This is a genomic window from Streptomyces sp. NPDC057010 (genome assembly GCF_042673805.1).
In the GTDB taxonomy this organism is placed as follows: domain Bacteria; phylum Actinomycetota; class Actinomycetes; order Streptomycetales; family Streptomycetaceae; genus Streptomyces.
The window spans coordinates 1-19,633 of sequence record NZ_JBHUSC010000058.1 but is presented as its reverse complement, the minus strand read 5'-3'; the positions used below and the strand labels follow the sequence as shown (position 1 = coordinate 19,633).

Genomic DNA, 19,633 nt, shown 5'->3' with positions numbered 1-19,633 from the left:
GAAGGCGACGGCCCCGCCCGACGGCGTGTGGGCGGGGCCGTCGGTCAGGGGTCAGGCGGAGAGGTCGAAGCGTGCGGGGTCGATGCCCGCCGCGTCCAGCTCCGCCGTGGTGAAGCGCAGCGGCTCGGCGGTAGGTCGCTTGCTGTCGCCCATGGCCCATGCGTCCGGGCCGATCCTGGCGAGCGTCACGCACGCCTCGCCGTCCGGGTGGGTGTTGCCGCCGCAGGCCTTCGAGAACTTGGCTTCCTCGATGGGGAGCCCGTACAGGTCGGTCATCGTTGCCCTTCCTGATCTGCTTGACCGCCGGATCAGAGCCGGCCGTCCCCCCGCCCCTAGCGGACGGAAGTCTTTGTGACCCTCATGGCCTTGGCCATCTGCTCCACCACGTCAGCGGGGAGCATCCCCAGGTGTACGTATGCGTGGCCGTTGTGGGTGACCGTGGGGCGGATCCCGCCCCATGCGGCCTCATGGATACCAAGGGCGGTTAGAGCCGCAAGTAAGGACTCGGTAGCCTCAGTGGCTCGCGTCCGCCCGGCTCTCCAGGTCTGCATGTCCATCAGGCGACCACGGGTCGACCGGGGCACTTGCCCGTGTGGCGGTAGACCACGGCGGGAGAGCCGGAGGCTCGCTCGATCGCTCCCCGGCAAACGGGCTCCAAGGCTGTGAACGGTTCCCGACACACACAGCACTTGTGGCCCTTTGGTGCGTAGGTCGCGTACTCCCATGCGTGGTTCGCCGTCTGCGCCGTGCCAGTCATGGCGTCCTCCGATCGCTTCTGAGGCCGATGGATCGACCTTAGGAAGCAGGCGGTTCAGGGATCCACCAGCTTGCAGTAGCTTGCACGTCAATTTGGTTGATTGGTACGGCTCTTGACGCTGTATCTGCTGTTCAGCGAAGCTCATGCAAGCCCGAGCAAGCACCTAGACCAGGGAGCCGGCCATGGCCGTGGAGTTCGTCGGAATCGACCCGAACACCGACCGGGACCACTGCCTCACTGTGTGGGCGGACGCGGAAGCTCAGGAGATCTTGTTGCAGGGATGGAAGCCGAGCACCGAGACTCAGGCGAAGTGCGAGGCGAGCAGCCCCGCGAACGGACCGGTGCCTGACGATGAAGCCATCGTCAGGATTCCGGCCCGGATGATCCCGATGATCAGGGAGGCGTGTGATGCCGTCGAGCGTGCCCAGCTTCGCTGAGCTGCTTGGTCGGTGCCAGCGGTCTGCCGTCCACCTGGAACTCCGCGACTCCTACGCCCTGACAGACCGATTCGAGGCGTGGAAGCGTGGTGAGCGGATCAACTGGGAGGACCGCGAATCCTGGTGGCATCCCTACGACCAGTTGATCACGGACACCGTGGCCCGGGGAGTGTCCGTCCGTCGGGCCCGGGTGGTCTCCGAGCCTGTATCGGAGTACATCCGCTGGGAGCACTACGTCACCCACGCCAACATTACGGCGGGTGAGGAGGTGCGGTGGCTGCCACGTCGACGGGCCACGGGCATTCCTCTGCCTGGAAATGACTTCTGGCTGTTCGACGGTGCGCTTCTCCGTGTGCACCACTTCTCCGGCGACGGAGCAGTGGTCGAGGACGAGATCACGGCCGAACCGGAAACCGTGAAGCTGTGTTCGACTGCCTTCGCAGCGGTCTGGAAGCGAGCGATTCCGCATCACCTGTACGAGATCTGACGAAAGCCAGCTCCATGCCCCCACACCCCTCCTCAGGCGTTCAGAAGGCCCGTGAAGACCTCGCCGGCCGTCTGCGCGAGATCCGAAAGGACGCGGAGATCAGCGGGCGGGAGCTGGCCGTCAGGTGCGGCTGGTCAGAGTCGAAGTCGTCCCGGATCGAGAACGCCAAGACAGCCCCGTCTGATGCCGACATCAGACTGTGGTGCCGAGCTTGCTCCGCTGACGATCAAGCTTCCGACTTGATCGCCGCGAACAGGCAATCCGCCGACGCGCACGTTCAGTGGAGACGGCTTCAGCGGAGCGGTCTTCGTCGCCTGCAAGAGTCCACGAGGGACCTGTACCAGCAGACCAAGCTGTTCCGGGTCTATGTCTCTGACGTGATCCCCGGGTTCCTCCAGACGCCCGGATACGCCGCTGCCCTGCTGTCGTCCATCGCAGACTTCCGAGGAACCCCGGATGATGTGAGTGATGCCGTGGCGGCCCGCATACGGCGGAACGAAGTGTTGAACCATGGCGCCCGGCGCTTCTCGTTCGTGCTGGAGGAAGCCGTACTGCGGTACCGCATGTGCAGTGCCGAGACCATGGCGGCGCAGCTCGGCCACCTACTTGGTGTGATGGAACTCCAGAACGTTGCCGTGGGCATCATCCCGTTCTCGGCGCAGCGGACCGTATGGCCCATGCCAACCTTCACGATCTTCGATGACTCCAGGGTGCATGCGGACACTTTGGATGCCGCTTCCACGCTCACGCAGCCCAGTCAGGTCGAGCTCTACGCACGAGCCTTTGACCGGCTTTCGGGTGAGGCCGCGCGGGGCGCTGCGGCACGCTCTCTCGTAGCGGGTGCGTTGGCGTCCCTGGACTGAGTGGGGTTGCATCCGGCGGAATTACTCGGCGGTTGTGTCGATGACGTAGACGCCCATGCCTGTGACCGTGTGGACCAGCCCCTCGTCCTTGAGTACCTGCACCGCCTTGCGAAGGGTGTCCCGCGCGACCCCGAACTCCTGCTCCAGCGCGACGAGGCTCGGGATGCGGCGGTTGGGCGGGATACTTCCGTCCTGGATGCGTGCACGCAGGATTGCCGCGACCTGGCGATAAGGCGCGACCGCTTCGGCCCGGTTAATGCTCATGAACCGTAACCCTAAGTGACCTGCGGGGGCTGCCATAGCCACCCCAGGGGGTAGACGAGGGTAGCTATGGCAGGAAGTGCGCCACTTCTACGCTGCTCAGCAGAACGCAGGACCCCGGCGACGGATGGAGCCGTCCCGGGGCGTGGCCGATCTGAAGAAAGCAGACCGACATGGCCGACCTTATCCGCGCCTTCGCCCTCTGGACGAGGCTCCTCTTCGTGCCGCGCAGCCGGACGGCGCGGAGCGCCGACTGGCCGCGCGTACGGGCGTCCCGCCCAGGCCCCGCGCTCCCGGCGTGGCGTTCCCCGTACGGGCTCGACGGCGGGCCGCTCGACGGCGACGAGGCGCGACTGGTTCGCCCGTATCAGCGGGCCCACGAGCAGCGGCAGAGGCGCCTCGCGCTCGTTCTCGCCGCCGACTTCGGCATCGACCTCGACACGTATCTCATCGGTGCCCGGTCGCGGTGGGTCGCCTGATGGCCGGGCCGCGCCGTCCCGCGCGCATGTGCGTCCGCTGCGAACGGCTCACCACGGACCCCGTGGTCGTCTCCGAGGTGCATGCCGGATCGGGGCCCGGGTTCAACGTCTACGCCTGCACCGAGTGCGCGCCGGACATCCCGAGGCCGCCGGACGTGCTCGATCTGCTCGCGAACGGTTTGGAGGGCTGGCCGGACGAGTACGACGAGGTCGACCCGAGCGGTGGGCAGGGGGCAGACGCGGAGAAGCGGTCGACCGAGGGAGCAGCATGAGCGCGCAGCCGATCCACCCGCACGAGCCGGACCGCGTGCCGCGCAACGCCGACGGTATCGCCGCAGCGCTCGACGGCACGCTGACGGCGCCGGGCGGCGGGGCTTCTCTGACCCGGGTCCAGCTGTACTGCACGGCTCGAAGGGCCCGGTGAGCGGACGCCGGGCCCTTCGGGGGTCAGGGGCAGCTGATGCGGGTGTCGCCCGGGTCCGTGGTGCAGGTGTCGGTGTTGTAGCCGCCGTTGGCGGTGTCGTTGCCGGAGACGCCGTCGACGGTGTTCAGGGTGTCGCTGCCGAAGTTGCCGGTCAGGGTGTCGCTGCCGGGGCCGCCGATGAGGGTGTCGTTGCCGTAGCCGCCGTCGACGCGGTCGTTGCCGGGGCCGGCGTGGACGGTGTCGTTGCCGAAGGAGGCGTTGACGGTGTCGTTGCCGCTGAGGGCGCAGATCACGTCGTTGCCGTAGCCGCCGTTGAGGGTGTCGTTGCCGCTCGTGCCGACGATCGTGCAGCCGCGGGTGTTGGTGACGGTGGTGGTGCGGCTCGCGCTGTTGTTGCCGGGGGTGGTGTCGTTCTGGGCGCCGGCCGTGGCCGTGTCCGTGAGGGTCCCGGACCGGGAGGGTTCGGCGGTGATCGTCACCGTGGCGGTGGTTCCGACGGGCAGCGTGCCCAGGGCGCAGGTGGCCTGGGTGGGGCTGGTGGTGCAGCTGCCCTGGCTGGTGGTGGTGCCCAGGATGGTGCCGGCTGCCGTGCCGCTGAGGGCGTCGGTCAGCTGGACGCCGGTCGCCGCAGTCGTGGTGCTGTTGTTGGTCACGCGGACGGTGTAGGTGACGGGGTCGCCGAGGCTGAGCGAGGTGGCGCCGTCCTTCGTCACGGACACGTCCGCGGTCGGCGGCGGCGGGGGCGGGGTGGTGCCGGTGACCTCGTAGCGCACGACGGCGCGGGCGGTGGAGTCGTTCGTCACGCCGGCCACGACGAGCTTTCCGTCCGGCTGGATGGAGACGGCGTGGGCTTCCTCGAAGTCGTCGAAGAAGTCGTAGCCGACGTCGGTCGTCACCTTGCCGTCGCCGCTGAAGGTGCCGTCCAGGACGCCGGCGGAGGTGAGCCGGGCCACCGCGAAGTCGTGACCGCCGTCGGGGCCGCCCCCGACGCCGACGGTGACGATCTTTCCGTCGGGCTGGAGCGCCACGTCGTGGGCCGCGCCGAGGCCGGTCTCGAAGGTGGTGCCCACGCGGCCGTCGCCGCCGAAGGAGGTGTCGGGGCTGCCGTTGGTGTTGAACCGGGCCGTCGTGAAGCCCTCCGAGCCGTACCCGGCCACGACCGGCTTGTCGTCGGGCTGGAGCACCACGCCGCTGGCGACGTCGTCCGCGGTCCCCCAGTCGACGGTGGTGTTCCCGTCGTTGTCGAAGGTGGGGTCGGGGCTGCCGTCCGCGCCGTAGCGGGCCAGGGCCACGGTGCTGTTGTTCGTGTACGCCCCGGCTCGGCCGACCGCGACGATCTTCCCGTCGGAGGGCTGGAGCGCCAGGTCCTCGACGGACGCGTTGCCACCGGCGAGCTGCGTCGTCACCCGGCCGTCACCGTCGCCGAAGGTGGTGTCGAGGCTGCCGCCGGGCGTCAGGCGGACCAGCGCGAAGTCGCCCTGCGCCCCGCCGGCCGCCAGGATCCGGTCGTCGCTCAGGACCCGCACGGCGCCGGCCCCGGAGCCGGGCCCGAAGTCCGGGAAGACGCGGCCGTCGGTGCCGAAGGTCGGGTCGAGCGTGCCGTTCGCCGTGTAGCGCAGGACCGTGAACTGGCCCCGGGTGACGCCGTTCTCCTCCACCCAGGTGTTCCCGGCCACGATGATCTTCCCGTCCGACTGCAGGGCCACGCCCTGGGCGTCGTCGGAGGGGCTGAAGTCCGTGGTCACCGCTCCGCCGTCGCCGAAGCCCGGGTCCGGCGATCCGTTCGGGTTGTAGCGGACGAGCGAGAAGTCGCTGCCGTTCTCTCCGCCCTCGGCGGGTGACTGGCTGCCGACGGTGAGGATCTTCCCGTCGGGCTGGAGCACCATGTCGTTGGTGTACTCGTAGTAGATGAGGTCGGTGATGACGACGCCGCCCTCGCCGAAGGTCGGGTCCAGGTCCCCCGGCGCCGCGAGCGCCGCACCGGGCACGGTGAACAGGAGGGCCGCACCGGCGGCGGCCGCCGCGGAGCTCATGCGGAGTCTCCTCCGGAAGGCGGCGATCGACGTGAGCATGCAGATGACTCCTTCGGATGGCGAGTGGCCGGGGACCCGCGCGAGGGCACCGGAGCCCAGGAGCCATGATCGGCCGCGCTGCCCGGGCATTTCGGGACACGCCGGGTACATCCGCTGTACGGGCGCGCGCGTTCACGCCGACGTGCGCCGCGGCCGGCGGTGACCTTCGCGCCGTTCGCCGTCGACGGCAGCTGCGGGCCTCTCGGATGGGCTAAATTTGGCCCTTCGTACGCCGGAGTAATCGGTTGGGGAGAACGCAATGACGGAAGCGATCCTGCTGGTCGGCGGGCAGGGGACGCGGCTGCGCCCGGTAACGGTGAACACGCCCAAGCCGATGGTCCCGACCGCAGGCGTCCCCTTCCTCGCCCACCAGATAGCCAGGGCCGCCGCCGCCGGTGTCACCCACATCGTGATGGCCACCTGCTACCTCGCCGAGGTCTTCGAGCCCTACTTCGGCGACGGATCCGACTTCGGCCTCCGCCTGGAGTACGTGGTCGAGGAGGAGCCGCTGGGTACCGGCGGAGCCATCCGCAACGCGGCGCAGCGCCTGACCGGCGGCCCGGACTCCTCGGTCCTCGTCTTCAACGGGGACATCCTCACCGGCCTGGACATCGCCGGACTCGTCGAATCGCACAAGGCCGTCGACGCCGACGTCACCCTGCACCTGGTGCGGGTCGAGGACCCGCGCGCCTTCGGCCTGGTGCCCACCGACTCCGAGGGGCGGGTGCTGGCCTTCACCGAGAAGCCGCAGACGCCCGAGGAGATCATCACCGACCAGATCAACGCCGGCTGCTACGTCTTCCGCCGCAGCGTGATCGACTCCATCCCGGCCGGCCGCCCGGTCTCCGTCGAGCGCGAGACCTTCCCCGGCCTGCTCGCGGCCGGCTCCCGGCTGCACGGGGTCACCGAGAACACGTACTGGATGGACCTGGGCCGGCCCGAGTCCATCATCCAGGCCTCCGCCGACCTGGTCCGCGGCGTCGTCTCCTCCCCGGCCGTACCGGGCCGCCGCGGCGAGTCCCTGGTGCTGCCCGGCGCGGAGGTGGCGGCCGGGGCCAAGCTGTCGGGCGGCACCGTCGTGGGCGCCGGAGCCCGGATCGGGGCGGGCGCGGCCGTCCACGGCACGATCGTGCTGGAGGGCGCCGAAATCGGCCCCGACGCGCAGGTCAGCGCCAGCCTGGTCGGCGCCCGCGCCTCGGTGGGCGCCCGTACGGTCCTGGACGGCGCGGTCATCGGCGACGGCGCCGTCGTGGGGGCCGACAACGAACTGCGCGCGGGGGCCCGCGTGTGGTGCGGGGCCGAGCTGCCGGCCGCCGCGATCCGCTTCTCCCCGGACGCCTGAGCCCCGGCCCCGCCCCCGGACCGCTGATCGCTGATCGCGGTCCGGGGGGAGCGGGCCGCCCGGCCGGTCCTCAGTTCCCGCGGACCGTGACCTTCTCGTCGTTCTGGATCTGCTTCACCAGCTGCTGCACCTTCGCCTTGTCCCAGACGAGGTTGCCGGCGTGCTGCCCGGAGATCGGCATGTTCATCGAGACGCCGTCACCGCCGTTGATGCCCTTCATCGCGAAGAACATCTGGCCCATGTCCCACAGGCCCATGTCCTTGTCCACGATGAGCGTGTCCAGGCCCGCGCCCAGCAGCGGGTAGAGCTCGAACGGGTTGAGGACCGTGGAGGGGGTGGCCGCCTGGTTGGCGAGCGCCGCCAGGAACTTCTGCTGGTTCTTCGTCCGCTGCAGGTCCGATTCGGCGAAGGCGTAGCGGGTCCGTACGAAGGCCAGCGACTGCTCGCCGTTCAGCGTCTGCTTGCCGGCCTTGAAGTCGGCGCCCGACTTCTCGTCCTTGAAGCCCTGCTCGATGTCCAGCTCCACCCCGCCCAGCGCGTCCACGATGTTCGCGAACCCGGCGAAGCCGATCTCCGCGTAGTGGTCGATCCGCAGGCCGGTGTTGAACTCGATGGTGCGCACCAGCAGCTCGGGGCCGTCCTCCGCGTACGCCGCGTTGAGTTTGACCCGGCGCCCCTGCGCCGGGAACTTCTTGCCGGACTGGGAGCCGACGAAGGAGGGGATCTCCACCTCCGAGTCACGCGGCAGCGAGATCATGGTGTTCCCGCTGGAGCACTTCGCCAGGATCATCATCGAGTCGGTCCGCTTGCCCTCGGCCGAGCCCGTGTGGAGCTTCTTCTTCTCCTCGTCGGACATGCCCTCGCGGCTGTCGGAGCCCACGATCAGGTACGTCGTGCAGTCGCCCTCCTTCGGGCGCTCGATGACCTTGGAGAGGTCCACCTCGCGGCGCACCTTGGAGTCGGCCCAGAAGTAGGTGGAGACCGTGGTCACCAGCAGCGCGGAGACCAGCACGATCGAGCCGACCTTGATCCGCTTGCGCCAGTCCGGCGCGGGGCCGGGCGCCCGCCCGGGCCGGCCGGGCCCCGACGGCGGCTGCCCGGGCCCGCCGGGACGGCCCGGAGCGCCGCCCGAGGGCGAACCGTAGACCTGGCCGGTGTTGTAGCCGCTGTCGTAGCCGCCGTAGGTGTCGGGGCTCTGCGTCTGCTGCGGGGGGACCGAGGGCCTCGCCGGGCGCGGGGGCCGCGACGGCTGTCCGGGCTGCTGCGGGGGCCGCGGGGGCTGTGCGGGCTGCTGCGGCTGCTGCCGCTGCACGTGCCGCATCCGCTGCGCGCCCTCGGGCTGCGCCTGCGCGCTGCCGCGCCCGTACCCGTCGTCGCGGCGGCCGCGGTCCTCGCGGTCGCCGTTCCACCCTGCCGGCCATTCATTCATGCGCCCAAGGATGCCTGGCCGGGCGTGTCGTCCGACAGTCCGGGGCGGGTTCCGTACCGGGGCTGTTGCAGAGCTGATGCCTGCCCCGCGCATCTAAGGTGGCCATATGACAGAGATAGCGGACGCACCGGAGGCGAAGCCGGTCTCGGCCTCCCGGACCACCCTCAGCCACATCATGACCGCCAACGACACCAACCTGCTGGGCACGGTGCACGGCGGAGTGATCATGAAGCTGGTGGACGACGCGGCCGGTGCCGTGGCCGGCCGCCACTCCGGCGGCCCGGCGGTCACCGCGTCCATGGACGAGATGGCCTTCCTCGCCCCCGTGCGGGTCGGCGACCTCGTGCACGTGAAGGCGCAGGTCAACTGGACGGGCCGGTCGTCCATGGAGATCGGCGTACGGGTCCTCGCGGAGCGGTGGAACGAGTCCACCCCCGCCACCCAGGTCGGCAGCGCCTACCTGGTCTTCGCGGCCGTGGACGCCGACGGCAAGCCCCGCCGGGTCCCGCCCGTCATCCCCGAGACGGAACAGGACGAGCGCCGCAACCAGGAGGCCCAGATCCGCCGCACCCACCGCCTCGCCCGGCGCCAGGCCATCATGGCCCTGCGCGAGGAGCGCGCGGCCCAGGGCTTCGACGACTGACCTGACGCACGGCCGCGGCCGCCGGGGGCCTATTTCCCGCAGACGACCTCGTCGCCCGTGACCACCCCGAAGGAGCCCTGGTACGGGTCCTCCGCCCGGACCGGCACCACCTTGCGGTAGTCCGCGCCCGCGATCACCAGCACCGTCCTGCCCTGGCCCGCCACCGCCCGCAGCTCGCTGCCCGGCAGCGCGGTCGACACGGACCGGGCGGAGCGGTCCCAGCGCGGGTCGTAGGCGATCACCGTGCGCTTGACCTCGCGGCTGGCGCCGTTGCCCGGGGCCCGGGTGGTGTCGAAGCCGGTGGCGCGCAGCGCCGCGTCGACCCGGCCGCCCAGGCCGTCGATCCGGGTGCCGTTCTCGACCTGGACCCGGACCTGCTGCGGGGGCACGTCCACCGGCACGGCCGACGGCCGGGTGCCGGTCTTGCCGGGCCGGGGCGGGGCGAGCGGCCGGTCCTCCCGCAGCGACTCGAACAGCTTGGCGGCCTTCGGCTCGTCCCACTTCACGGTGGAGCCGATGCCCTTGACCGGGAAGGACGGGTCGCCGACGGGCACCGAGGCGAACTCCGAGGAGGACGGGGTGAACTCGCGCATGGCCTGCCCGAGCGCGAGCATCTGCTCCGAGCCGAAGCCGGTGTCGGCCCGGACCGAGCCGAGCAGGGTGGAGCTGACCTGCTTGAACTTCACGGGGTTGAGCAGGGCCCCGCCGCCGGTCGCCTGTTTGATCAGGGCGGCCATGAACCGCTGCTGGCGCTGCATCCGGCCGAGGTCGGAGGCCCCGTCGACGTGGCGGGAGCGCACGTACTGGAGGGCCTGTCCGCCGCTGAGCCGGTGGTTGCCCGGCAGCAGGTCGAGGCCGGTGTTCGCGTCGCGCATGGTCTTGGCGGTGCAGATGTCCACGCCGCCGATCGCGTCGACCGTCTTCATGAAGCTGGTGAAGTCGACCTCCAGGTAGTGGTCGATCTTGACCCGGGTCATGTTCTCGACGGTCCGCACGGTCAGGTTGGGACCGCCCTCGGAGTACGCCGCGTTGAGTTTCATGGGGTGGGCCTTGTGCGCCTTGCCGCTGACGAGGTCCTGGTGCGCGGGCACCTCCGCGTAGCTGTCGCGGGGCAGGCTGACCACGCTCGCCCGCTCCCGGTCCGCCGACAGGTGCACCAGCATGATCGTGTCCGTGCAGTGGCAGGGCGCCCCGCCGAGGTGGTACTCGCGCTTCTCGTCCGGAGTGATCTTCTCCCTGCCGTCGGTGCCGACCAGCAGGAAGTTCAGGCCGTGCCCGGCCTGCGGGCGGTTCTTCATGTCCTTGAACGGGTCCACCCGTTCGATCCCGGTGTCCAGGCCCGTCATCACGGCGTGCCCGATGGCCCCGCAGCCCAGCACCACCACCGCCAGCCCGCCCGCGAGCCGCACCCCCCACCGCGGCCGCTCACCGCGGCGCCGGACCGGTCCGCCGGCACCGCCGCGCCGTGCGCGCTGCGGCTGGGGCGGCCTGGCGGGACGGGTGGGACGGTGCGGCTGGGGCACGGTGGTCACCTCCGCGGAGATCAGCAGGAAGACCAGTCGGGGGACGGGTCGGATCGGTCTGATTCGTCAGAACAGTAGGCCCATACGATCAGCGTCTGTCCGTACCGCTCCCTCGGCGCGCACCCGGTTCCCCCGTACGCGGTAACGTGACACAGATACCCGACCGTGAAGGACCACATGCCCGCCCAGCAGCCCGCAGTCTCGGTGATCATGCCGGTGCTCAACGAGGAGCACTACCTCCGCGACTCCGTCCGCCACATCCTGGAACAGGAGTACGCGGGCGAGATGGAGGTGGTGATCGCGCTGGGGCCGTCCACGGACCGCACCGACGAGATCGCCGCAGAGCTCGTCGCCGAGGATCCCCGCGTCCACACCGTCCCGAACCCCACCGGCCGGACCCCGGCGGCCCTCAACGCCGCGATCAAGGCCTCGCGGCACCCGATTGTGGTACGCGTCGACGGCCACGGCATGCTCTCGCCGAACTACATCGCCACCGCCGTGCGCCTCCTGGAGGAGACCGGTGCGCAGAACGTCGGCGGCATCATGCACGCCGAGGGCCAGAACGCCTGGGAAGACGCCGTCGCCGCCGCGATGACCTCGAAGATCGGCGTCGGGAACGCGAAGTTCCACACCGGCGGTGAGGCGGGACCGGCCGAGACCGTCTACCTCGGTGTCTTCCGCCGTGAGGCGCTGGAGCTGCAGGGCGGCTACAACGAGGAGTTCATCCGCGCCCAGGACTGGGAGCTGAACTTCCGCATCCGCGAGGCCGGCGGCCTGATCTGGTTCTCCCCGGAGCTGAAGGTCCAGTACCGCCCGCGGCGCTCCGTACGGGCCCTCGCCAAGCAGTACAAGGACTACGGGCGGTGGCGGCACGTGGTGGCCCGCTACCACGCGGGCTCCATCAACGTCCGCTACCTGGCCCCGCCCACCCTGGTCTGCGCGCTCGCGGCGGGCGTGGCCGTCGGCATGACGCTCAGCCCGCTCGGCTTCGCCGTCCCGGCCGGCTACCTCGCGGCGATCGCCGCCGGCTCCGTCCCGGCGGGCAAGGGCCTGTCCCTCAAGGCCCGGGCGCAGATCCCGGTGGCGCTGGCCACCATGCACCTGTGCTGGGGCTACGGCTTCCTGACCAGCCCGCGCGCACTGGCGGACAAGGTCATCGCGAGCCGCCGCCCGGCGGTGCACCGCGACGCCTCGCAGGTCTGAGACGCGTCCTGACGTACGGAAGGGGCCCGGTGCTGCTGCACCGGGCCCCTTCCGCGTGGCGTACGGACTACCAGGTGAAGCCCGGCTGGATCGCCATGCAGGCGCCCTCGTTGTCGCCGTTGAGCGCGTGGGCGGAGGTCGGGAGCGCGGTGGGGGCGGGCGGCGCCGGGGTCGGCGCGTCACCGGTCCGCCAGTCCTTGCCGACGAACAGGGTGATCCCCGGGACCTCGTCGGACTTCTGCACCGAGGAGGCCGGCAGGCCGAGGGCGGTGGCCACGACGGCCGCGTCGGCGGCCTGGCCGTCCGTGGCGTACCGGACCACCGTGGTGTCCTCGGCCCCGGTCTGGGTGTCGGCGGTGGCCTTGGCGAAGCCCTTGCCGATCAGCAGCGTGGCGACATCGGTCGCCCGGAGCTTGGCCTTGGCCTGGGCGCCGTCCTTGCCGCCGGTGGCGTTGCGGACGGAGACCGCGATCTTCGCGGGTGCCGAAGCCGGGGCCGTGGTCGGGGCGGCCGGGGAAGGCGGGGCGGTCGGGGTCGCGGAGACACCCGGGGAGGGGGAGGCGCCGTCCGTCGGGGCACCGGAGCCCTTGCCGTCGAGCGGTATGTCCTCGCGGACCATCCGGAACACGGCCTCGGCCGCTCCGGCCTCGGGCTCGACCCGGCCCTCCTCGCGGGTGCTGTACACCCACGGCATGGTGGTCATGGTGATCCGCCCCGGCGGGACCTTCTTGAGCTCCATGCTGAGGTCGTACAGCTTGTCGATCTTGTTCAGGCCGGGGTCCACGACCATGGCCTCGATGGCCGCCTGCGCCAGGCTGTTCATCTTCACCGGGTTGGTGAGCTTGGCGTTCTTGCGGAACTCGCGGGCCAGCGAGCTCATGTACTGGTGCTGGGCGTGGGTGCGGCCGATGTCCGTGCCGTCCTCGAAGCCGTAGCGGGTGCGCAGCCACTGCAGGGCCTGCTCGCCCTGGATCTTGGTGGTGCCCTTCTCCAGCTTCAGGCCGGAGCCCTTGCCGTCGCGGGTGCGGGAGTGGACGTTCTGCTCGACGCAGACCGGGACGCCCCCGATGGCGTCGGCCATCGAGACCACGCCCTTGAAGTCGATCATCATGAAGTGGTCGATGGGTATCTTCGTCAGCTCGGTCCACGCGGCGACCGTGCAGCCCGGTCCGCCCCGCTGGAGCGACTCGTTCGTCTGGACGAGGCCCTTGCTGGCGGGGTGCACCTTGCCGCTCGGCTCGGTGCACTTGGGCATCATCAGCAGCGTGTCGCGGGGCATCGACACCACGGACATGTTGCTGCGGTCCGCGGACACGTGCAGCAGCATCTGCACGTCCGCCAGCGGCGGTCCGTCGAAGGTGTCGCTCGCGCCGCCCAGGGCCTGGTTCGCCTCGTCGTTGCGGGCGTCGGAGCCGATGAGCAGGATGTTCAGCGGGGTCTGCCCGAAGGCGTTGGGCTTGGAGCCGCCCAGTCTGGTCTCGCCGAGGTTCAGCGGGTCCGTCTTGATGCTGCCGTTCAGGTGGCGGTAGTAGAGGTAACCGGCCCCGGCCGTCCCGAGTATGAGCAGGGACAGGACGGACGACACCCAGCGCAGGACGCGCCGCCGGCCCCGCCGGGTGGGACGGCCGCCGGCCGCCCGGCGGGCCGCTCTGGACCCTCCCCGCGGTGGGGGCACCGTGCCGGGCGCGGCCGCCCCGCCGCCGGATATGTCACCGGCGGACTGGGCGGTCGCCCCCTCCCCCCGCACGCTGCTGTGCCTCACGCGTCCCCCTCGAATTCCCAATGGTCGGCATTGTGCCGGTCGCACCGGCTTCAGCCCGTTATTTCGCGCAGACGGCCTTGTCGGCCTGTGCCTGCTGGACTTCCTTGGACAGTTGCTGCGGAGCCGGCGGCGTCAGCGGGACGCCCGGTTCCTTGAAGTCCGGGCCCAGCGTCAGCTTCATCGGCGTCTTCGCCGGGGCGTCCGCCGTGCCCATCTTCATCGCGCCGGCCGGGAGCCCCATCATCTCGGCCAGCGCCCGGGCCTGGTCGGCCTGGTTGGGCGCGTACTCGAGCTGTGTGGCACCGACCTTCGCGGGGGCGTTGCCCTGGCTGCCGGACTTGGTCACGCCCTTGGTGTTCTGCAGCCAGGTCAGGGTGGTGGACGCGGAGCCCTGGGGGCCGCCGCCGTTGTAGACGTCCACCCGTACGTCCGCGGCCGGCGCCTTGGCGCCCTGGAGCAGCGCGTCCTGCTTGGCCTTCGCGTCCGCGTCGGCCGCCTCCTTCGCGGCCTGCTCCTTCTTCTCGACCTCCGTGAGCGAGACGTCCCCGCGGATCATCTGCAGCAGCGGTTCGGCGTCGGTCTGGTTGAGGACGACGGTCGCCTTGATCCTCTCGGCCGGGTTGTCGAGCACCGGAAGCGTCGTGAAGGTGACGTTCTTGAGGTTTATGTCCTTCAACTCACCCGCGAGGTCGGTGAGTTTGTCGATGGACCCCAGCCCCTTGTCCACGGTCAGGGACTTGGTGGCCGCCTCCGCCAGCGAGAAGAACTTCTTCGGGCTGGTCAGCGTTTCCTTCGACTTCATCTCGCGCATCATCGAGCCCAGGAACTGCTGCTGGGTCTTGATCCGGTCCAGGTCGCTCTCGTTGCCGAAGGCGTGCCGGGTCCGTACGAACGCCAGCGCCTGCTCGCCCTGCAGCCGGTGCTCGCCCGCCGGCAGGTTGAGCTTGGAGTCCTTGTCGTTGACGGCCTTCTCCAGGCAGACGGGCACTCCGCCCACGGCCGTGCTCAGGGTCTTCACCGCGTTGAAGTCGACCATCATGAAGTTGTCGACCTCGATGCCGGTCAGCTCCTTCACGGTGCGCATCGTGCAGCCCGCGTCGCGCCCCTCCTGGCCGAGGCTGGTGTTGAAGCGGGTGCCCTTCGAGCCCCGGATCTCCTTCGTCGAACCGTCCGGCTGCTTCGTCGGGCAGGACGGGATGTCGGTGATCAGGTCGCGCGGGATGGACAACGCGGTGGCGTTGGAGCGGTCCTTGGCGATGTGGAAGAGGATCGTGGTGTCGGCGTGGCCGACGCTCTCCGCGTCCCCGTAGCCCTCGTTGCCCGCACCGCTGCGCTTGTCGGTGCCGATGACCAGGATGTTGATGGCCTGGTCCTTCTTGAAGCCGCCGGTGCCCGCGCCCGCGATGTCGGTGACGTTGAGGTTGCTGTTGAGGTGGTCGTAGTAGAGGTACGCGCCCACCGAGCCGGCGACCAGCAGGAAGGCCAGCGTTCCACCGGTGATGATCAGCGCCTTCTTGCGCCGGCCGCCACCGCCGCCGCCCTTGCGGGAGCGGCCGCCGCGCCGTCCGCCGGGCGGCCCGTCGCCGCGCCGGGGCTTGGGTACGGCGGGGGAGGGGGCGGTGGGCGCCGGCGCGGAGGAGGAGGATCTGCGCGGCGGGGCTACCGACGGGCGGCGCGTTTGCGCTGCGGGGTTGCCCAGTCGCAGTTCGTAGTTGCCGGTGCGGGGGTTGAGCACCCACTGGTCTGCGGGGTCGATCTCATCGGCCCGGCCACGGCTTTGCGCATCCACGGTTGCTCGAGTCCTCCGTCGGGTGCATCGCGACGCGCCTCCCCCGGGGCGCACGGTCAACGATCCGGCTTACGGGTGCCCGGTCTCTGGTCCGGCCGGGGCACCGGATCGCTCACCTTATCCGTCAGGTTCGGCTGCAAACCATGCTGGTGACAAATTCCACTCCCCTTATAACGGGGCGAACCGCCCATCCCGCTCGGTTCGGTCACCGGCTTTTGGGATTGCTTTACCGGCAGTCCGCGGTCCCCGCGGTGGTCCCGGTGAAGGTGGGGACGGGCGCCGGGGCCTGCGCGGTTCCGCTCTCCGCCGGATCCGTCGGGGTGGCGGCCGTCGCGCCGCCCGTGGCCTCGGCGGGCTCGACCGTGCCCACGGGTTCCGGTTCGGGCTTCGGCGGGGTGACGGTGACCGGTTTGTCCATTCGCAATTGCAGGAACAGCCGGGCCGCGTCGGGCTCCACCAGCTCGTCGCGGTTGGGGTCCGCGGCGTACGGCTTGCGCGGAACCGTCAGGAATTTAACCTGTTCAGTCGGTATGTCCCGGATGCCCCGGGCGAGTTCGTACAGGCCGCGCAGCGAGGCCAGCCCCGGGTCCGTGGTCACCGAGGAGGTCGCCGCGTCCAGCAGCGGGTACAGCCGGGCCGGATTGAGCAGAACCCCGTTGCTCTGCACCTTCTTGACGAGCGAGCCGAGGAACTGCTGCTGGCGCTCCATCCGTTCGGTGTCGCTGCCGTTGCCCAGGCTGTGGCGGGCGCGCACGAAGCCGAGCGCCTGCTCGCCCTCCAGGGTCTGCCGCCCGGCGGGCAGCCGCAGCTTGGCCTCGGAGTCGTCGATGGGCTGCCTGAGGCAGACCTCCACCCCGCCGATGGCGTCGACCATCTTCTTGAAGCCGCCGAAGTCGATCACCATGTGGTGGTCGATCCGGATCCCGCTCAGCCGCTCCACCGTACGGATCGTGCAGGCGGCCCCGCCCCACTGGAAAGCCCAGTTGAACTGCGCGAACCGCTCCTCCGTGCGGGTCCCGTCCGCCGTGAGGCAGGCCGGTATCTCCGCCATCAGGTCCCGCGGTATCGACACGGCGGTCGCGCTGCGCCGGTCCGCCGGCAGGTGCAGCAGGATCGCGGTGTCCGAGCGCTGGGTGCCCTGGTCCTGCCCGTACCGGGCGTTGTCGCTGCCGGAGCGCGAGTCCGAGCCGATCAGCAGGATGTTCTCGCCCCCGGCGGCGAAGTGCGCGGGCCGGTCGCGCTCGTAGCGGCGCAGCTCGGCCGCCGCCGAGGTGTCCTCGGTGATGTTCCCGTCGAGCTTGTTGTAGAGCCACCAGCCGGCGGCCGCCCCCGCCAGGACCAGGAAGGCCATCCCCAGGCCGAGCCAGCGCAGGAGCCGGCGCCTGCGGCTGCGCGGAGGCCTGCGGCGGCCTCCGGCCGCACCGCTCCCACTGCCCGGTATGCCTGCGCTGTCCGTCACTGGCGTCCGTCCCCTCGCCGCTACGACAAACCGCTACGACAAACAGCCGTACGAGTGAGCACGGCCACTGCCGATCCTGCATCCGGGTGGTCGCGGCAGCCCGGGGGCAGGGTCGCGTCTAGGGCCATACGGGTGACAAATAACCCGTTTCCGGCATTAATCAGTGTGGGTGACGGGAGCGGGCGCCGCCGGTCAGACCGTGTGGGTGACGCGCTCGCTCTCGGTCCGCTGGGCCAGCGCCTCGGCCGACAGCTGCCCGAGGTTCCGGCACAGCACCACGGAGCCGCCGGCGGCCAGCGGCGCGAAGAGCCCGGCCGACAGCCCCTCCCAGGTGTCGTAGCCGAGGCCGGTCAGGACCCGCGAGCCCTCGCCGAGCCCGAGCTTCGCCGCGTCCTCGCGGGCCCGGGCGGTCAGCGCCGCGTACGAGAGCTCCTCGCCGCCGACGACCAGCCCCGGCCCCTCGGCGTCCACCGGCGCGAACGGCGCGAAGCGGTCGCCCTGCCCCGGCACCTCCACGGCGTAGTCGGCGAACCCGGCCGGCGGCTGCGGGAACCGCCCGCCCAGCGGCCGCAGCGCAAGCGCCACGCGCTCGCCCCCGCAGGCCAGGGCCCGGTCCAGGGTGTCCGGACCGCTGACCACGAGGTCGGCGCCGGCCGGATCCCCGTCGACCTCGGCGACGACCCCGACCGAAGCGCAGGCGAGCAGCCAGACGGCGCTCTGCCAGTGCGCCGGGAGCAGCAGCGCGAGCCGGTCACCGGGCTCGGCGCCCAGGTCGCCCTGGAGCAGATTGGCGGTCTTGGCCACCCAATTGGCGAAGGTGGCGACGGACAATTCCACGCGCTCGCCGGTGGCGTCGTCGTAGAAGGTGACGAGCGGGCGGCCCGGATCGGCGGCGAGCGCGGATCGCAGCAGGTCGGCAGGGGTGCGGTCGTTGGCGTTCACCCGCCACAGCGTACGCGGGCCCCTCCCCCGTACGGGGGAGCCGGGGGCGGCCGTACGGGGGAGGGGCAGGGGGCGTACACACCGGACGGGGCGTCAGTTCCCGGATGCGCGGGGTGCCGAGGGTCCTCACGATCCCTTTCATGCGTGGATTCCTTGCTTCCTCGATCGGCGTCGCGACGGCGGCCGCACTGGCCCTGCCCCTCGCGCTCCCCACTCCGGCCCTGGCCGAAGCCTCTCCCGTGACCCCCGCCGGCTCCACCCAGTCGCTGCCGCTCGTCCCCCTGGGACCCGTGGCGGACCGGACCCCCGGCGTCCCCGGCATGAGCGCCTCGCCCCGCCTCCCCGAGACACAGGGCCTGGCCGCCCGCGAGGTCAAGACGTTCTCGCTGGTCGGCGTCGTCTGGGACGACGTCGCGACCCAGCTCCACGGCCGGGTCCAGGTCCGCACCCGCTCCCTGCGGACCGCGGCCTGGTCCGACTGGCAGGACGTCGAGACCCACAACAGCGAGCACGCCGCCGACCCCGACGCGGCGGAGCGCGGCTCCGGCCGGGTCCGCGGCGCCACCGCCCCCCTGTGGGTCGGCGCCTCCGACGGGGTGGAGGTCCGCGTCCAGGCCGAACCGGCCGGCGGCCGGGCGGCCTCCCGGCTGCCCACGGGCATGCGGATCGAGCTCATCGACCCGGGCGAGCAAACGCCCGCGGCGGGATCGGACGGCAAGAACAGCGGCCCCGAGGGCGACGACAAGGGCGAGCTGGTGGCACCGGGCATGACCATGGAGATGGCCGAGTCCTCCGCCGCGAACCTGCCGCACGCCGAGCTCGGCGCGAACGAGATCACCGCGCTCGACAAGGCCGACTCCACCGCCGACGCGATCTACGCGAGCGAAGGCGAGCTGAGCGAGGCGGCCCGCCCGTACATCGGGCCGCGCCCGCGCATCGTCACCCGCAAGGGGTGGGGAGCGGACGAGAGCCTGCGCGAGAGCGGCTTCGTCTACACGAACACGGTCAAGGCGGCCTTCGTCCACCACAGCGCCTCCGGCAACAACTACGCCTGCAAGGACGCCCCGGCGGTCATCCGGAGCCTGTACCGCTACCACGTGCTGAGCAGCGGCTGGCGGGACCTCGGCTACAACTTCGCCGTCGACAAGTGCGGCACGGTGTACGAGGGCCGGGCGGGCGGGGTCTCCAAGGCGGTGCTCGGCGCGCACACCATGGGCTTCAACACGGACAGCATGGGCGTGGCGGTCCTGGGCACCTACACCAACACGGCCCCGCCGACGGCGGCGGTCGACGCGGTCGCCCGCCTCACGGCGTGGAAGCTCGGCCTGTTCGGCAGGGACCCGCGCTCGAAGACGACCCTGAAGTCGGGCGGCGGCAACCTGTACCCGAAGGGCAAGAACGTGTCGATGAACGTCATCTCGGGCCACCGTGACGGCTTCGCCACGGAATGCCCGGGCAAGAAGCTGTACGGCAAACTCCCGTCCACCCGCACCACATCAGCCAAACTCCAGGGCCGCCCCTAGCCCGCGCACGGTGCCGTCTGCGACTCAACGACCCGGGGCTCCGCCCCGTACCCCGCGCCTCAAACACCGGCGGGGCTGGATTTTGCCCGGCCGGGACTGGATGTGCCGGTAGGGGCCGGGGACGGGGTGGGGTGTCGTCCGGGACTAAAACGAGATGATTTCGGCGCAAGCCCCCGCTCGACGAAGCAACCCCGGAGTGGGCGCCGAACATCGAAGCCCGTCCCGGACGACACCCCAC

19 protein-coding genes are annotated in these 19,633 nt (G+C 71.0%); 10 read left to right on the top strand and 9 right to left on the bottom strand.

All coding sequences use genetic code 11. The annotated features are described in order from the left end of the window. Positions 1 to 51: 51 nt before the first annotated feature. Positions 52 to 276, bottom strand: coding sequence for a DUF397 domain-containing protein (locus ACFTXQ_RS31405; RefSeq protein WP_382647390.1), 225 nt, complete (start codon positions 274 to 276; stop codon positions 52 to 54). Between the two features lie 663 nt (positions 277 to 939). On the opposite strand from ACFTXQ_RS31405, the gene ACFTXQ_RS31400 reads away from it, so the two are divergent. Genes ACFTXQ_RS31400 through ACFTXQ_RS31390 form a run of 3 tightly spaced genes read left to right on the top strand, consistent with a single transcriptional unit; the run spans position 940 to position 2,544 of the window. Continuing rightward, on the top strand, positions 940 to 1,194 hold the full coding sequence (locus ACFTXQ_RS31400) for a hypothetical protein (protein WP_382647387.1): 255 nt from the start codon (positions 940 to 942) through the stop codon (positions 1,192 to 1,194). Continuing rightward, a complete protein-coding gene (locus ACFTXQ_RS31395) occupies positions 1,166 to 1,681 on the top strand; it encodes a DUF6879 family protein (RefSeq protein ID WP_382647385.1) in 516 nt (171 codons plus the stop codon). Before ACFTXQ_RS31400 ends, ACFTXQ_RS31395 begins: the two co-directional genes overlap by 29 nt. A 14-nt stretch (positions 1,682 to 1,695) precedes the next feature. Further along, positions 1,696 to 2,544 (top strand): helix-turn-helix domain-containing protein, encoded by an 849-nt coding sequence (locus ACFTXQ_RS31390; protein ID WP_382647383.1) that lies wholly within the window; start codon positions 1,696 to 1,698, stop codon positions 2,542 to 2,544. 21 nt (positions 2,545 to 2,565) lie between these two features. Here the strand turns inward: ACFTXQ_RS31390 and ACFTXQ_RS31385 are convergent, their stop codons facing one another. Further along, positions 2,566 to 2,808, bottom strand: coding sequence for a GntR family transcriptional regulator (locus ACFTXQ_RS31385; protein ID WP_382647380.1), 243 nt, complete (start codon positions 2,806 to 2,808; stop codon positions 2,566 to 2,568). 170 nt (positions 2,809 to 2,978) lie between these two features. Between ACFTXQ_RS31385 and ACFTXQ_RS31380 the strand changes: the two genes are divergently transcribed. From ACFTXQ_RS31380 to ACFTXQ_RS31370, 3 genes are read left to right on the top strand one after another with little or no spacing between them, the layout of a single operon-like run. Next, positions 2,979 to 3,284, top strand: a complete 306-nt coding sequence (locus ACFTXQ_RS31380; RefSeq protein ID WP_382647376.1) for a hypothetical protein — start codon at positions 2,979 to 2,981, stop codon at positions 3,282 to 3,284. Continuing rightward, positions 3,284 to 3,556, top strand: a complete 273-nt coding sequence (locus ACFTXQ_RS31375; RefSeq protein WP_382647373.1) for a hypothetical protein — start codon at positions 3,284 to 3,286, stop codon at positions 3,554 to 3,556. The genes ACFTXQ_RS31380 and ACFTXQ_RS31375 overlap by 1 nt, the downstream gene beginning before the upstream one ends. Continuing rightward, positions 3,553 to 3,708, top strand: coding sequence for a hypothetical protein (locus ACFTXQ_RS31370; protein WP_382647370.1), 156 nt, complete (start codon positions 3,553 to 3,555; stop codon positions 3,706 to 3,708). The genes ACFTXQ_RS31375 and ACFTXQ_RS31370 overlap by 4 nt, the downstream gene beginning before the upstream one ends. 23 nt (positions 3,709 to 3,731) lie before the next feature. Here the strand turns inward: ACFTXQ_RS31370 and ACFTXQ_RS31365 are convergent, their stop codons facing one another. Then, positions 3,732 to 5,741, bottom strand: a complete 2,010-nt coding sequence (locus ACFTXQ_RS31365) for a calcium-binding protein (protein WP_382647368.1) — start codon at positions 5,739 to 5,741, stop codon at positions 3,732 to 3,734. 298 nt (positions 5,742 to 6,039) lie between these two features. Here ACFTXQ_RS31365 and ACFTXQ_RS31360 point away from each other — a divergent pair, with 298 nt between their 5' ends. Further along, positions 6,040 to 7,122 (top strand): sugar phosphate nucleotidyltransferase, encoded by a 1,083-nt coding sequence (locus tag ACFTXQ_RS31360; RefSeq protein WP_382647365.1) that lies wholly within the window; start codon positions 6,040 to 6,042, stop codon positions 7,120 to 7,122. Positions 7,123 to 7,192: 70 nt separating this feature from the next. Here the strand turns inward: ACFTXQ_RS31360 and ACFTXQ_RS31355 are convergent, their stop codons facing one another. Then, positions 7,193 to 8,551: an LCP family protein gene (locus ACFTXQ_RS31355; protein WP_382647362.1), complete on the bottom strand. Its 1,359-nt coding sequence runs from the start codon at positions 8,549 to 8,551 to the stop codon at positions 7,193 to 7,195. A 106-nt stretch (positions 8,552 to 8,657) separates the two neighbouring features. Between ACFTXQ_RS31355 and ACFTXQ_RS31350 the strand changes: the two genes are divergently transcribed. Further along, a complete protein-coding gene (locus tag ACFTXQ_RS31350; protein ID WP_382647360.1) occupies positions 8,658 to 9,194 on the top strand; it encodes an acyl-CoA thioesterase in 537 nt (178 codons plus the stop codon). 29 nt (positions 9,195 to 9,223) lie between these two features. Here the strand turns inward: ACFTXQ_RS31350 and ACFTXQ_RS31345 are convergent, their stop codons facing one another. Then, entirely contained in the window at positions 9,224 to 10,603 is a 1,380-nt protein-coding gene (locus ACFTXQ_RS31345; protein WP_382647438.1) for an LCP family protein, read from the bottom strand. Between the two features lie 291 nt (positions 10,604 to 10,894). Between ACFTXQ_RS31345 and ACFTXQ_RS31340 the strand changes: the two genes are divergently transcribed. Next, a complete protein-coding gene (locus ACFTXQ_RS31340) occupies positions 10,895 to 11,920 on the top strand; it encodes a glycosyltransferase family 2 protein (protein ID WP_382647357.1) in 1,026 nt (341 codons plus the stop codon). A gap of 67 nt (positions 11,921 to 11,987) precedes the next feature. Here the strand turns inward: ACFTXQ_RS31340 and ACFTXQ_RS31335 are convergent, their stop codons facing one another. From ACFTXQ_RS31335 to ACFTXQ_RS31320, 4 genes are all read right to left on the bottom strand, one after another. Beyond that, on the bottom strand, positions 11,988 to 13,682 hold the full coding sequence (locus ACFTXQ_RS31335; RefSeq protein WP_382647354.1) for an LCP family protein: 1,695 nt from the start codon (positions 13,680 to 13,682) through the stop codon (positions 11,988 to 11,990). Between the two features lie 58 nt (positions 13,683 to 13,740). Then, the gene (locus ACFTXQ_RS31330) at positions 13,741 to 15,471 is read right to left on the bottom strand and encodes an LCP family protein (RefSeq protein ID WP_382647351.1); all 1,731 of its coding nucleotides are present in this window, start codon (positions 15,469 to 15,471) and stop codon (positions 13,741 to 13,743) included. A gap of 226 nt (positions 15,472 to 15,697) precedes the next feature. Then, on the bottom strand, positions 15,698 to 16,930 hold the full coding sequence (locus ACFTXQ_RS31325) for an LCP family protein (RefSeq protein WP_382647348.1): 1,233 nt from the start codon (positions 16,928 to 16,930) through the stop codon (positions 15,698 to 15,700). A gap of 192 nt (positions 16,931 to 17,122) precedes the next feature. Continuing rightward, positions 17,123 to 17,872 (bottom strand): TIGR03089 family protein, encoded by a 750-nt coding sequence (locus tag ACFTXQ_RS31320; RefSeq protein ID WP_382647345.1) that lies wholly within the window; start codon positions 17,870 to 17,872, stop codon positions 17,123 to 17,125. Between the two features lie 140 nt (positions 17,873 to 18,012). On the opposite strand from ACFTXQ_RS31320, the gene ACFTXQ_RS31315 reads away from it, so the two are divergent. Then, positions 18,013 to 19,395, top strand: coding sequence for a peptidoglycan recognition protein (locus ACFTXQ_RS31315; RefSeq protein WP_382647342.1), 1,383 nt, complete (start codon positions 18,013 to 18,015; stop codon positions 19,393 to 19,395). Positions 19,396 to 19,633 lie beyond the last annotated feature (238 nt).